General features: G+C 69.7%; 14 protein-coding genes. 10 read left to right on the top strand and 4 right to left on the bottom strand.

The features are described from left to right. Positions 1 to 89 precede the first annotated feature (89 nt). Together ACFJI0_RS08350 and ACFJI0_RS08345 are read left to right on the top strand one after the other, a co-directional pair. Positions 90 to 848 carry an IclR family transcriptional regulator gene (locus ACFJI0_RS08350; RefSeq protein WP_382324240.1) on the top strand — a complete coding sequence of 253 codons (759 nt, stop codon included), beginning with the start codon at positions 90 to 92 and terminating at the stop codon, positions 846 to 848. Further along, the gene (locus tag ACFJI0_RS08345) at positions 848 to 2,023 is read left to right on the top strand and encodes a putative sulfate/molybdate transporter (RefSeq protein ID WP_382324238.1); all 1,176 of its coding nucleotides are present in this window, start codon (positions 848 to 850) and stop codon (positions 2,021 to 2,023) included. Before ACFJI0_RS08350 ends, ACFJI0_RS08345 begins: the two co-directional genes overlap by 1 nt. A gap of 10 nt (positions 2,024 to 2,033) precedes the next feature. On the opposite strand, the gene ACFJI0_RS08340 is transcribed toward ACFJI0_RS08345, so the two are convergent. Further along, positions 2,034 to 2,672 (bottom strand): response regulator transcription factor, encoded by a 639-nt coding sequence (locus tag ACFJI0_RS08340; protein WP_382324236.1) that lies wholly within the window; start codon positions 2,670 to 2,672, stop codon positions 2,034 to 2,036. 90 nt (positions 2,673 to 2,762) lie between these two features. After that, positions 2,763 to 3,659 (bottom strand): LysR family transcriptional regulator ArgP, encoded by an 897-nt coding sequence (locus ACFJI0_RS08335; RefSeq protein WP_382324234.1) that lies wholly within the window; start codon positions 3,657 to 3,659, stop codon positions 2,763 to 2,765. A 72-nt stretch (positions 3,660 to 3,731) separates the two neighbouring features. Here ACFJI0_RS08335 and ACFJI0_RS08330 point away from each other — a divergent pair, with 72 nt between their 5' ends. From ACFJI0_RS08330 to ACFJI0_RS08320, 3 genes are all read left to right on the top strand, one after another. Next, positions 3,732 to 4,352 carry a LysE/ArgO family amino acid transporter gene (locus ACFJI0_RS08330; RefSeq protein ID WP_382324232.1) on the top strand — a complete coding sequence of 207 codons (621 nt, stop codon included), beginning with the start codon at positions 3,732 to 3,734 and terminating at the stop codon, positions 4,350 to 4,352. A 9-nt stretch (positions 4,353 to 4,361) separates the two neighbouring features. Next, positions 4,362 to 5,003, top strand: coding sequence for an FMN-binding negative transcriptional regulator (locus ACFJI0_RS08325; RefSeq protein WP_382324230.1), 642 nt, complete (start codon positions 4,362 to 4,364; stop codon positions 5,001 to 5,003). A 64-nt stretch (positions 5,004 to 5,067) separates the two neighbouring features. Next, on the top strand, positions 5,068 to 5,361 hold the full coding sequence (locus tag ACFJI0_RS08320; RefSeq protein WP_382324228.1) for a DUF1330 domain-containing protein: 294 nt from the start codon (positions 5,068 to 5,070) through the stop codon (positions 5,359 to 5,361). A gap of 15 nt (positions 5,362 to 5,376) precedes the next feature. On the opposite strand, the gene ACFJI0_RS08315 is transcribed toward ACFJI0_RS08320, so the two are convergent. Beyond that, entirely contained in the window at positions 5,377 to 6,246 is an 870-nt protein-coding gene (locus ACFJI0_RS08315) for a hypothetical protein (protein WP_382324226.1), read from the bottom strand. A 414-nt stretch (positions 6,247 to 6,660) separates the two neighbouring features. Here ACFJI0_RS08315 and ACFJI0_RS08310 point away from each other — a divergent pair, with 414 nt between their 5' ends. After that, a complete protein-coding gene (locus tag ACFJI0_RS08310) occupies positions 6,661 to 8,175 on the top strand; it encodes an ATPase domain-containing protein (RefSeq protein ID WP_382324224.1) in 1,515 nt (504 codons plus the stop codon). On the opposite strand, the gene ACFJI0_RS08305 is transcribed toward ACFJI0_RS08310, so the two are convergent. Continuing rightward, entirely contained in the window at positions 8,117 to 8,596 is a 480-nt protein-coding gene (locus tag ACFJI0_RS08305) for a hypothetical protein (RefSeq protein ID WP_382324223.1), read from the bottom strand. The genes ACFJI0_RS08310 and ACFJI0_RS08305 overlap by 59 nt on opposite strands. 98 nt (positions 8,597 to 8,694) lie before the next feature. On the opposite strand from ACFJI0_RS08305, the gene ACFJI0_RS08300 reads away from it, so the two are divergent. From ACFJI0_RS08300 to ACFJI0_RS08285, 4 genes are all read left to right on the top strand, one after another. Further along, positions 8,695 to 9,720: an ATP-binding protein gene (locus ACFJI0_RS08300; protein WP_382324221.1), complete on the top strand. Its 1,026-nt coding sequence runs from the start codon at positions 8,695 to 8,697 to the stop codon at positions 9,718 to 9,720. Positions 9,721 to 9,801: 81 nt separating this feature from the next. Continuing rightward, positions 9,802 to 10,845, top strand: coding sequence for a phosphatidylserine/phosphatidylglycerophosphate/cardiolipin synthase family protein (locus ACFJI0_RS08295; RefSeq protein ID WP_382324219.1), 1,044 nt, complete (start codon positions 9,802 to 9,804; stop codon positions 10,843 to 10,845). A 60-nt stretch (positions 10,846 to 10,905) separates the two neighbouring features. Continuing rightward, positions 10,906 to 11,142: a hypothetical protein gene (locus ACFJI0_RS08290; protein ID WP_382324217.1), complete on the top strand. Its 237-nt coding sequence runs from the start codon at positions 10,906 to 10,908 to the stop codon at positions 11,140 to 11,142. Between the two features lie 31 nt (positions 11,143 to 11,173). Then, positions 11,174 to 12,457: a PQQ-dependent sugar dehydrogenase gene (locus ACFJI0_RS08285; protein WP_382324215.1), complete on the top strand. Its 1,284-nt coding sequence runs from the start codon at positions 11,174 to 11,176 to the stop codon at positions 12,455 to 12,457. Positions 12,458 to 12,462: the final 5 nt, after the last annotated feature.

Genomic DNA, 12,462 nt, shown 5'->3' with positions numbered 1-12,462 from the left:
TGTTCAGCCAACCACGTTGGCCGTGGGACCGGACTGTAGGGAGGAGTTGCGTTCAGTACAATGCCGTTTCACGGAACGAAACGAGGTGCATGGTGCGCAATCCTCCCAAAGACGATGATGAACCCGCTGCCGGGGGTGTCAACGCGGTGACGCGGGCACTCTCGCTGATGGAGACTTTCCAGGCCGGCGAGGCCACGCTGTCGCTCGCGGAAATGAGCCGGCGCGCGGGCATGCACAAGACCACGGCGCTGCGGCTGGCGCGCACGCTCGCGCTCTCCAGCTACATGGTGCAGGCCGAGGACGGCCAGTGGCGCCTGGGGCCGGCCACGGGCTGGCTGGGCGCGCGCTACCAGCGCGGCTTCGACGTGAACTTCGCGGTCGAGCCGGTGTTGCGCGAACTCGTGCAACTCACCGGCGAGAGCGCGACCTTCTACGTGCGCGAGGGCAACATCCGCGCCTGCATCGCCCGTGTGGAAGGCGCGCAGGCGGTGCGCCACCACGTGCGCATCGGCGAGCGCCTGCCGCTGGACAAGGGCTCGCCCGGCCGCGTGATCCTGGCGTTCAGCGGGCAGCGCGGCGAGCCCTACGAAGAGATCCGCAAGCGCGGCTACCACCTCTCGCTGGGCGAGCGCGAGCCCGAGGTGTCGAGCGTGTCGGCGCCGGTGTTCGGCCTGAACTGGCGGCTGCTGGGTTCCATGTGCATCTCGGGGCCGGGCTCGCGGCTCACGAAGCCCAAGCTGGAGAAATACGCCAAGCACGTGATCCGCGCGGCCAACGAACTGTCGTATGCGCTCGCGGGCAGCCGCTCGGCGAACACGCCACCGGTGGTGTCAAACTGGCACCCCTGATGAGCACCGAACCTTCCGCCAACACCACCGCGCCGCTGGCACGACCGGCCAACCGATTCGACCGCATGGAATGGGCCGGTGCGTTCGGCGACCTGGGCACGCTCATTCCCTTTCTGGCGGCCTACATCGGCGTGCTGAAGATGGACCCGACGGGCGTGCTGTTCGCGTTCGGCGTTGGCATGCTGGTCTGCGGTCTGTACTACCGCACGCCGTTCCCGGTGCAGCCCATGAAGGCCATTGGCGCGGTGGCGGTGGCGCAGGCGGCGCAGACGGCGGTGATCACACCCGGCACCGTGGTGGCGGCGGCGCTGGTGACGGGCGCGGTGTGGCTCGTGCTCGGGCTCACGGGCGCGGCGCGCACCCTCTCGCGCCTGGTGCCGCCCACGGTGGTGGCGGGCATCGTGCTCGGGCTGGGCCTGGGCTTCATGCTCGAAGGCGTGCGCATGATGCAGACGGCCTGGGTGCTGGCCGCCGTGGCGGGCGCCGTCACCCTGGCGCTGATGTGCACCCGGGCCATTCCCGCCATGTTCGTGCTGCTGGCCCTGGGCGCGGCGGTGGGCCTGTACCAGAACCCGGCCCTGGGCTCGGCGCTGGCGAATGCGAGCGTGCAACTGACCACGCCCACCTTCGCACTGGGCTCGCTCTCGTGGAACGACCTGTTCATCGGCGTCGTGTTTCTCGCCTTGCCGCAGATCCCGCTGACGCTGGGCAATGCGGTGATCGCGATCAAGGAGGAGAACAACCGCCTGTTCCCTCACGCGCCGGTGACGGAGAAGAAGGTGGCGGTGTCGACCGGCCTCATGAACGTGTTCAGCTCAACCGTGGGCGGCGTGCCCATGTGCCATGGCGCGGGCGGCATGGCCGGCCACGTGGCCTTCGGCGCGCGCACCGGCGGGGCCGTGGTCATTCTGGGCGCCGTGCTGCTGGCGCTGGCGCTGTTCTTCAGCGACTCGGTGCACGTGCTGTTCCAGCTCTTCCCGCCGGCGGTGCTGGGCGTCATCCTGTTCTTCACCGGCGCGCAGCTGGCCCTGGGCGCGGGCGCGCTGGGCGCGGCCAGAAACGACCGCCTGGTGGTGCTGGCCACGGCCGGCCTGTGCCTGTGGAACGTGGCCATCGGCCTGGCCGTGGGGCTGGTGCTGCACCACCTCGCGCGGCGCGGGTGGTTGCGGTTCTGAGCGCGCAGGCTCAGTCCTCGACGCCGATCAAGCCCTCGCGCACCGCCAGGCGCACCAGGGCGGGCACGTCGTCCACGCCCAGCTTGGCCATGATGCGGGCGCGGTAGGACTCCACGGTCTTGGGCGAGAGGTCCAGCTTCGTGCTGATGACGGCGCTGGTGAGGCCCCGAACCACCATGAGGATGACCTGCCTTTCCCGCGCCGACAGGGAGAGCACGGCGGCCGATCGGGATTCGGCCATCAGGCCTTCCACCGCCAGCGTGGATGCCCGCCGGCAAAGGTACCGGTGGCCGTTGGCGACCACCTCCACGGCGTTGAGCAGCTCGAGGGATGCCGAGTCTTTCAGCACGTAGCCCAGGGCGCCGCGCCGCAAGGCTTCGACCACGTGCCGGGGGTTGGCCGACATGGTGAGCATGACCACGCGCGACGGCAGCTTGCGGCGCTGCACCTCCTCCAGCACGTCAAAGCCCGAGTCGGGCTCGAGGTGCAGATCGAGCAGCACCACCGAAGGCTGGAGGCGGGCGATGTCGGCGATGGCCGCCGCCGGGTGGCCGGCTTCGCCCACGACGCGGTGCCCGGCTTTCTCCAGCACATTGCGCAGGCCTTCACGCAACATCACGTGGTCATCGACCAGGAAGATGTCAGCCATGGTGGCAACCGGTTGAGGCGTCCATCAGACCAGTATTGGCCTGGGTGACCAGGTCGTCTGTTGGGTAGCGAACACAGCCCCAGGGGTTGGTCAGTGGGGCAACAGCGCTGCCGCGGCGGCGCGCGTGAGGTGCCGCGTGAGTTCGTCGAGCAAGGTGGAGGCCGCGCGCGCCTGCTGCCAGTGCAACGGCACATCGAGCGGGGTGCCGGGCACCAGTTCAACGAGGTGGCCGGCCTTGAGATGGGCACGCACCATCACCTCGGGCTGCAGGCCCCAGCCCATGCCCGCGAGGGCCGCCGTGACAAACGCATGCGGCGACGGCAAGGTGTGCCGGGGCAGCTCCACGTGCCGGTGGCACTGGCGGCGCGCCCAGCGCGCCTGCAGCTGGTCCTTGGTGTTGAAGACGAGGCTGGGCGCCTTGCCCAGGCTGCCGGCCCCCACGCCCTGGGGAAAGTGGCGCTGCACGAATGCGGGGCTGGCGGTGGCGAGGTAGCGCATGGTGCCCAGCGGGCGGCTGTTGCAGCCCACGGCCGGGCGCGCGGTGGCCGTGACGGCGGCGAGCACCGCGCCGCTGCGCAGCCAGTCCGAGGTGTGGTCTTCGTCGTCCACGGCCACCTGCATGAGCACGGGCGCCTGGGCCGCGAACGCGGCCACGGCGGGGGCGAACCAGGTGGCCAGGCTGTCGGCGTTCACCGCCACGGGCAGCGCCACGCGCGCGACGCCTTCGGGTGCGAGCGCGGGCAGCGTGCCTTGCAGTTCCTGTTCCAGCAGGCTCACGCGGTCCACGTGCTGGCACAGGCGCCGGCCGGTTTCGGTGGCTTCGCAGGGTTGGCCGCGCACCACCAGCGCGCAGCCCACGCGCTCTTCCAGCAGCCGGATGCGCTGCGAGACGGCCGAGGGCGTCACATGGAGCGCGCGCGCGGCGCGCTCGAAGCTGCCTTCGCGCACGACGGCGGCCAGGGCGGACAAGGAGGCGTAGTCCAGCATGATTCAGTTTTGCTTCATCGGATGTAGTGAAGACAGTTTGCCTTCACAACCCCGCACTGGCAATCTCGGGGCATGACGACAACTTTCATTCAAGGCCTGGTGCTGAGCCTGGGCCTGATCGTGGCGATTGGCGCGCAGAACGCGTTTGTGCTGCGGCAGGGCCTGCGCCGGGAGCACGTGGGCAGCGTGGTGCTGTTCTGCGCCGTGGCGGACGCGGTGCTGATCACGGCCGGTGTGCTGGGCATGGCGCAGGCGCTGGGCGAAAGCCCCGGCCTGGCGCGGGCGCTGGCGCTGGCGGGCGCGGCCTTCCTCGCGGTGTACGGCTGGCGGGCCTTGCGGCGCGCGCGCCTGCCGCAGCAGCTGACTGCCGCCGATGGGGGTGAGGGTTTGAGCCGAGGCGCGGCCGTGGCGCAGGCGGCGGCGTTCACGCTGCTCAACCCGCATGTGTACCTGGACACGGTGCTGCTGGTGGGCAGCATCGGCGCCCAGCAGCCGGCCGCGCTGCGCGGCTGGTTCGTGGCCGGGGCGAGCACGGCCAGCCTGTGCTGGTTCGGGCTGCTGGGCTTTGGCGCGCGCTGGCTGGCGCCCTGGTTCGCGCGGCCGCGCGCGTGGCAGGTGCTGGACGGGCTGATCGGCATCACCATGTGGGTGCTCGCGGCGCTGCTGGTGCGCCATGCATTCACCACTTCCTGAGGATGGACCATGTACGTTTCAAAGCACCACGCCCTCGATGACAGCGAGGCGATCTTCGGCCTGGTGGAGGCACACCCGCTGGGCGCCTGGGTGTGCCATACCGCGGGCGGCCTGGTGGCGAACCATGTGCCCTTCTTGCTGGACCGCAGCCGAGGCGAATTCGGCACGCTGGTGGGCCATGTCTCGCGGGCCAACCCGATCTGGCGCGCGCTGGGCGCGGCCGCGCCTTCGGTGGTGATGTTCCAGGGGCCGCAGGCCTACATCTCGCCCGGGTGGTACCCGGGCAAGGCGGCCCACGGCAAGGTCGTGCCCACCTGGAACTACACAGTGGCGCATGCGCACGGCGTCGCGCGCGCGGTGGACGACCGGGACTGGCTGCTGGACATGCTGAACCGGCTCACGGCCACGCACGAGGCCGACCGGCCCGCACCGTGGCGCGTGGACGATGCGCCCGCGGACTACGTCGACCGCATGCTGCGCGCCATCGTCGGGGTGGAGCTGCCCATCCAACGTCTCGAAGGCAAGCTCAAGGCCAGCCAGGACGAAGACCTGCCCGACCGGCTGGGCACCGTGTGCGCCTTGCGAGCGGACCCGAGCGACGAAGCTCAGGCCCTGGCCGGGCTGGTCGAAAAGGCCCTGGGTGGCATGTGAAAAAGACGCGGCCTGTACATTGCGGGCTTCATCCCTGCTCTCAACAACCACACGAGGAAATCACATGCCCAAGGCTTACTGGATCGCCACCTACCGTTCGATCAGCGACCCCGCCGCCCTGGCGGAATACGCCAAGCTGGCCGGCCCTGCCATTCAGGCGGCGGGCGGGCGCTTCCTGGCGCGCGGCATGCCCGCGCAGGTGTACGAAGCGGCGGTCCACCAGCGCGCCGTGCTGATCGAATTCGACAGCGTGGCGCAGGCCACCGGGGCGCACGACAGCCCGCAGTACCAGCTGGCGCTCAAGGCCCTGGGCAATGGCGCGGAGCGCGACATCCGCATCGTGGAAGCGGTCGAATAAAAAGCCCTGAGCCGGTCAGTGCGTGAGTTGACGAACGCAGCTGACCGCAGTGGGAACGCCTTTGAACATCCCGGCGGAACCACCACCGGGGGGCGCGAACGCATGGAACCAGGCGAGGGCCACCGGGCCCACGCTCCATTGCGTGGAACTCCAGCTCGTGGGAAAGCTGACATGGCCGGGCCTGTGCAGCCTCTCCTGCACCGACTCCCCGCTGGTGCATCCGGTGGAAGCGCTGTCGCTGAGCTCGCAGATGGCGGGCAGGTACCAGTCGGCATAGCCATTGATGGTGGCGCGGCAGGCGCCCGCCGCGTAACCCGTCAAGGGAACACCCACATGCTCGGGTGCCGACACGATCCGCTGCGTGTTGCAGGCGCCGTCGAACTTGCCGTTGCAGAAGGGCAGCGGCCCCGCCGAGTTGTCGGTCACGCCGGGGATTTCGAACACGGCGCCGGGCGCGACGTTGTGCTGGCTCCAGTTGTAGAGCGCGGTGCTGTCGCCGGCAATGGCGACCTTGCCGCCGATGCTCGCGCTGGGGGGCGTGGCGTCGTCGAGGGCAAAGACATGACCACCCTGGTAGACGCTGCCGTAGTCAAGCACATGGACCTGAACCGTTGGCGTGTTGGTGTTGCTGCCCCGCACGGCCATGGACACCGGAACCGGCGCCAGGGCACCGGGCGGCGCGCTGGCCACCGCACCGGGCGTGATGGTGATGGTGCACGTGGCGCCGGGTGCCAGCGTGGCGCAGTGGTTGAGGTAGGTGGTGCCCGCCGGGAACACCACCGCCGGATCGACCTCCACCAGCGTCGCGGGGTGGGCACCGGTGTTCACCACGCTGACGCTGCGCGAGGCGCCAGAGACCTTGAGCGCCAGGACGCTGAGGCTCACGCTCAGGGTGGTCGCGGCGGCGGGCGAGGTGAGAACGGGTGGTGGGGGTGGCGGGGGCACGGGCGGCGGGGCTGCCTCGGGAGAGCCTCCGGAACCACCGCCGCAAGCGGTGAGAAGTGCCAACAGATTCAGGACGCAGAATTTCCGATTCGTGATGGCAGACAGCATGGATGGCTAGGGTGATTGGATTTTGTAACTGGCAGTGGACCTTAGCAGTTTCGGTAGTCGTCCTTCGCACGATCAGGCCATGGAAAACCGGCCATTCCGTTGGTATGGCGCCCAATTCAACTTTCGTTTCTTCAAGGCGTTGTCCGGTGGTGCCACCGCCTGATGGGCGCGGTGGCTTGGTGCATCCGGGCGCCTGTGGGAAGATGGGTTAAGCCCCCCTCCCCCCCTCTCTTCACGCGGCCCGCCATGACCCGACCCTCACTGCCTATCGACGACACCACCACCTCCCCGTTGCTGCGCACCGGCGTGCCCGGCCTGGACGACGTGCTCGGTGGCGGATTGACGCCGGGCCGCCTGTACCTGGCCGAGGGTTCGCCGGGTTCGGGCAAGACCACCATCGCGATGCAGTTCCTCATGGAAGGGGTTCGCATGGGTGAGGCCGTGTTGTACGTCACCCTCTCGGAAACCGCCGACGAACTGCAGGGCGTGGCCCGCTCCCACGGCTGGGATCTCAATGGCGTGGAAATCCGCGAGATGCTGCCCGCGCAGGAATCGCTCTCGCCCGAGGAGCAGTACACGGTGTTCCACCCCTCCGAGGTGGAGCTGGGCGAGACGACCATCCGCATCCTGGAGGACGTCAAGCGCATCAACCCTTCCCGGGTGGTGTTCGACTCCCTGTCCGAACTGCGGCTGCTGGCCGGCAATTCGCTGCGGTATCGGCGACAGATCCTGGCGCTCAAGCAGTTCTTCGCGGGGCGCAACTGCACCGTGGTGCTGCTGGACGACATGACCGCCGTGGAACACGACCTGCAGGTGCAGAGCATTTCGCACGCGGTGCTGCGCCTGGAACAGCTCAACCCCGACTACGGCGACGCCCGGCGCCGGCTGGTGGTGCTCAAGTACCGGGGCCAGTCGTTCCGGGGTGGGTACCACGACTACAAGATCACGCGCGGCGGCCTGATCGTCTTTCCCCGGCTGGTGGCGGCCGAACACGTCGAACCCGTGAGCCAGACCAAGATGCCCAGCGGCCTCAAGGAGCTGGACGACCTGCTGGGCGGCGGCATCGAGCGCGGCACCAGCACGCTGCTGGTGGGCGCACCGGGCACCGGCAAGTCCAGCGTGGCGGTGCAGTTCGCCATGGCGGCGGCCGAGCGCGGCGAGTGCACGGCCCTGTTCATCTTCGACGAGAGCATCGCGACCATGCGCACGCGCTCGGAGGGCATGGGTCTGCCGGTGTCCAAACACATGGCGTCGGGCCGCATCCGCGTGCGGCAGATCGATCCGGCCGAACTCTCGCCCGGCGAGTTCGTGCACGAGATCCGGCAGGCGGTCAAAGAACACGGTGCCAGCGTGGTCGTGATCGACAGCCTCAACGGCTACCTCAACGCCATGCCGGACGAGCGTTTCCTCATCGTGCAACTGCACGAGCTGCTCACCTTCCTCGGTCAGGCCGGCGTGCGCACCTTGCTCATCGGCGCGCAGCACGGTTTGATCGGCATGCAGATGCACTCGCCGGTGGACGCGAGCTACCTGGCCGATGCCGTGGTGCTGCTGCGCTACTTCGAGGCCGAGGGCGAGGTGCGGCAGGCGATTTCCGTGATGAAAAAGCGTGGCGGCCAGCACGAGCGCAGCATCCGCAGTTTCAAGATCACTGCAGAGGGGCTGTCCCTCGGCCCGCCCTTGCGCCAGTTCCGCGGCATTCTCACGGGCGTTCCGATTCCCCTGGAAGGCGTGGTCGCACCCGACACGCCCACTGCATGACCGAGGTGTCAACGCGGTCGCACGATGTGCGTGTGCTGCTCAGGATGGTCACGGCGAAGGACGCCGCGATGACCATCCAGCTCCTGGAGCGCGCTGGCATCGCGGCCGAATCCTGCGCGGATGCCGCCGAGTTGGCGAAAGAGATGGCGGTGGGCGCCGGGGCCGTGCTGATCGCGGAGGAGGTCCTGGCCGACCAGGGCTTCGGGCGCGTCATGCTGGCCTTGCGGGCACAGCCCGCCTGGTCCGACATGCCGATCATCGTGCTGGCACGCTCGGGCCTGGATTCGGTGGCGATCACCGAGGCCCTGGAGCAGTTGGCGAACCTCACGGTGCTGGAGCGGCCGATGCGGGTGTCTTCGCTGGTGAGTTCGGTGCGCACGGCGCTGGCCGCGCGCAGGCGGCAGTACCAGCTGAGGACCACGCTGGAAGGCCTGCGCGAGGCGGACCAGCGGAAAACCGAATTCCTGGCGCACGCTCGCGCACGAGCTGCGCAACCCCCTGGCGCCGCTGCGCACGTCCTTGAGCATCCTCACGGAAAAGCAACCGGACGAAGCCACCGCCCAGCGCCTCTACGCCATGATGGACCGGCAGGTGACGCACATGGTGCGGCTGATCGACGACCTCATGGAGGTGTCGCGCATCACGCGCGGCAAGATCGAGTTGCGCCTGGCGCCCATCTCGCTGGACCGTGTGGTGCGCGATGCCGCCGAACTCAGCAAACCCCTGCTCGCGGCGGGCCGCCACGAGCTGGAGCTGGACCTGCCCCCGATGCCCTGCACCGTGCAGGGCGACGGCGTGCGACTGACCCAGGTGTTCGCCAACCTGCTCAACAACGCCGCCAAATTCACCCCGCCGCAAGGCCGCATCGTGGTGAGCCTGCGGTCGGACGGGCGCACCGCGCGCGTGCAGGTCCGCGATTCGGGCGTGGGCATTCCGCCGGCCATGCTGGGCTCGGTGTTCGACATGTTCGTGCAGATCAGCGACACGTCCCGCGTGGCGCAGGGCGGCCTGGGCATCGGTCTCACGCTGGTGCGCAGCCTGGTCGAACTGCATGGCGGGCGGGTGACGGCGAGCAGCCCTGGCGTCAACGAGGGGACCACGATGATGGTCGAACTCCCGTTGGTGTCCGATGAAGCACAGCAGGTGACCGCCGATACCCTGGCGGCCCATCGGCGCGCCGGCCAGGGCCACCGCGTCCTGGTGGTGGACGACAACCGCGACGCGGCCGACTCCCTGGCGGAGCTGCTCGGTCTGATGGGCGCGAGCACCTCGGTGGCCTATGGCGTCGACGAGGCTCTGGCCGCGATGGAGGCGTGTCCACCGACCATCGCGTTCGTCGACATCGGCATGCCCGTGCGCGACGGGTACGAGCTGGCTGGCCTGGTGCGCGCGGACAGCGCGCTGGCCGACACGGTGCTGGTCGCGCTCACCGGCTGGGGACAGGCCACGGACCGCGAACGCATCATGGCCGCGGGCTTCGACCACCACCTCATCAAACCTGCGGACCTTGAACAGCTGACCGAGCTGCTGGCCACCCGCCGCTGAAGAGGCGGTCGGGAACGCCGCTTGCCCTGGGGGGGCATGAAACAGCCTGCCTTCACGCCATTTGGCCCTGAGCGTGCCTCCGTGGCCGCCACCGACGCGGACGACGAGCCGGGCGAGCGGCTGCTGGAGGGCAACCAGGCCGACCTCTTCGACCACACCGAAGACGTCCGGGCCGCGCTGATCGGCACGCTGGAGCGCGCGGTGGACCACATCAACCTGGACGCCGCGCTGCTGCACACACCCGGGCTGGGCGCCGACATCATCGGCTGCCTGGGCGAACAATGCCGCAAGGGCGTGCGCGTGCAGGTCATCGCGCACACGCTGGACATGGCGCGCGCGACCGACGAGCTCTCTCGCCTGTGCGAGGCGGGCATCACCCTGAACGAAGACCACCCCCGGCGCGGCTGGCGCGGCTGGCTGGACCGCCGTCTGCGCGCCACGCACCGCCAGCTGGCGGTGGTGGATGGCGAGGTAGCCTGGTGCGGGCCGGGCATCCGCTCCCCGGACCTCTGCAGTTTCGGTCCCCACGTGCGGATGCGCGGGCCGGTGGTGCAGCGCCTGCAGCGGCTCTTTCTGGAGGCCTGGCACGCCTCCAGCTCCGCCGCCCGCCTGCCCCAGGCGAACTACTTTCCGCCCTTGATCGCGGTCGGGCGCGCGCACATGGGTCTGTCGGCCGCGCCCGCCACGGGCGGTGTGCCGCTGCAGGCAGGCCACTCCCTCGTCGAGCAGATCGAGAAAGCGCGCGCCCAGGTGTTCGTGAGCATGGTCGAGCGAGCGCCCTCGCGCCGCCTGATGAAGGCCCTGCTCGCGGCGAGCGCCAGCGGCGTGGGTGTGACCGTCGTGGTGCACCGGCATGCGCTGGGTTGGCGGTGGCAGGAACGCTGCGCCGACCTTCTGAGCGTCGGGGCCCGCGTGTACCGTGTGGACGACAGCTGCCCCTTCCCCTGCCACGCCGTCGTGGATCGCCACTGGTCGAGCCTGGCGGTCGACGGGCCGCGCGCCAAGGTGGGCGAAGGCGCCGAGCTGATCGTGATGGACACCGAGTTCGCCGCGTCGCTGGAAGCGGTCTTCCACCAGGCGACGGGGCACGCGGTGCAACTGCACGAAGCGACCGTGCCCGCTTGAAGGCACGGCGCGGGTACGCGCCTTGCCCCCGCCTTTGCACACCAACGGAAAGGACCGACCATGACCCGACTCGAAGACAGCAAGCGCCCCGCCGCCGTGCGGGCCTCCTCGCGCCAGCCCCAGGGCGACTTTGGCCGGGGCCGCGACCACGCGCCGCTGGGCAGCAGCGACGCCCCCCACCTCGAACAGAACCAGCGCGGCGCCTACCGCGACGCGGAAAAGCCCGAAGAAGACCACGCGCCGGCCGAGGTGCCGTACCGCCCCGCGCCCGACAAGCCAGAGCCGAGCGGCGACTGATGCCCCCTGGCGCAACCCTTTGGAGATTTTCATGAACCCTTGGCGCTCCGCCGTGCTGACAGTGACCCTGGGCGGCGCGCTGCCCGCCCTTCTGCTGGCCCCGTCGATGGTCCACGCGCAGCTGCCACCAGGCGATGGCCCCCTCACCACGACGGTGACGGTGCTCGAGCCCAGCCCGGTGAAGTTCCAGGACGAGCTGCTCTCGCGGCTCACGGTGCCGCCGGGTTTCCGCATCACGGTTTTCGCCAAGGACCTGCAGAACGTGCGCTGGCTCCTGCCCATGCCCAATGGCGATGTGTACGCCAGCCGCCGCGAACAGGGCGACGTGCTGCTGCTGCGCGACAGCAACCGCGATGGCACGGTGGATGAGCGAAAGATCGTCGCGCAGAACCTCAAGGCCGCGCACGGCCTGGCGCTGCGGGGCAACCAGCTCTACATCACCGCCGACAAGAAGGTGCTGGTGGCCGACATCCAGCCCGACGGCTCGCTCTCGACCCCGCGCGTGCTCATCGACGACCTGCCCGACGCGGGCCAGCACCCGAACCGCACGCTGGCCTTCGGGCCGGACGGCATGCTCTACATCACCGTGGGCTCCACCTGCAACGACTGCCGCGACGCCAACCCGGAAAACGCCACACTGCTGCGCGCCCTGCCCGATGGCAGCGCGCGCGCCGTGTACGCGAGCGGCCTGCGCAACACCATCGGCTTCGGCTGGCACCCGGGCAGCGGCCTGCTTTACGGCTTCGACCACGGCTCGGACTACCACGGCGACGACACGCCGCCCGAGGAGCTCAACCAGCTGCGGGCCAACAAGCACTACGGCTGGCCGTACTGCTACGGCACCCGCCAACCCGACCCCCAGGTGTTCAACGATCCGCCGGGCACCACCAAGGCCGACTTCTGCCCGGGCACCGAAGCCCCCGTGCTCACCTACACGGCGCACGCCGCCCCGATCGGCTTCGCGTTCTACACCGGCAGCCAGTTCCCGGCGGAGTTCCGCAACGACGCCTTCGTCGCGTTTCGCGGTTCGTGGAACCGCGCCCAGCCCAGCGGCTACCGCGTCGCGCGCGTGCGCTTCGACGCGGCCGGGCGCGCCACCGCGGTGCAGGACTTCGCCACCGGCTGGCTCATGGACACGCCGCCGCCCAGCTTCACGCAAGTGGGCCCGAACGCGCCGCCTTCCGAGCAGAACCGGGCCAGGCGCCCGGCGCAGTTCGGCCGGCTGGCCGGGCTGGCCATGGCGGCCGACGGCTCGCTGCTGGTGGCGGAAGACCAGAACGGGGTGATCTACCGCATCACCCACACCGGCCGTTGAACCCT

The organism is Hydrogenophaga sp. UC242_53 (assembly GCF_042696965.1).
Classification (GTDB): domain Bacteria; phylum Pseudomonadota; class Gammaproteobacteria; order Burkholderiales; family Burkholderiaceae_C; genus Hydrogenophaga.
The sequence above is the reverse complement of the archived record's forward strand: the minus strand, read 5'-3'. Positions and strand labels throughout refer to the sequence as shown.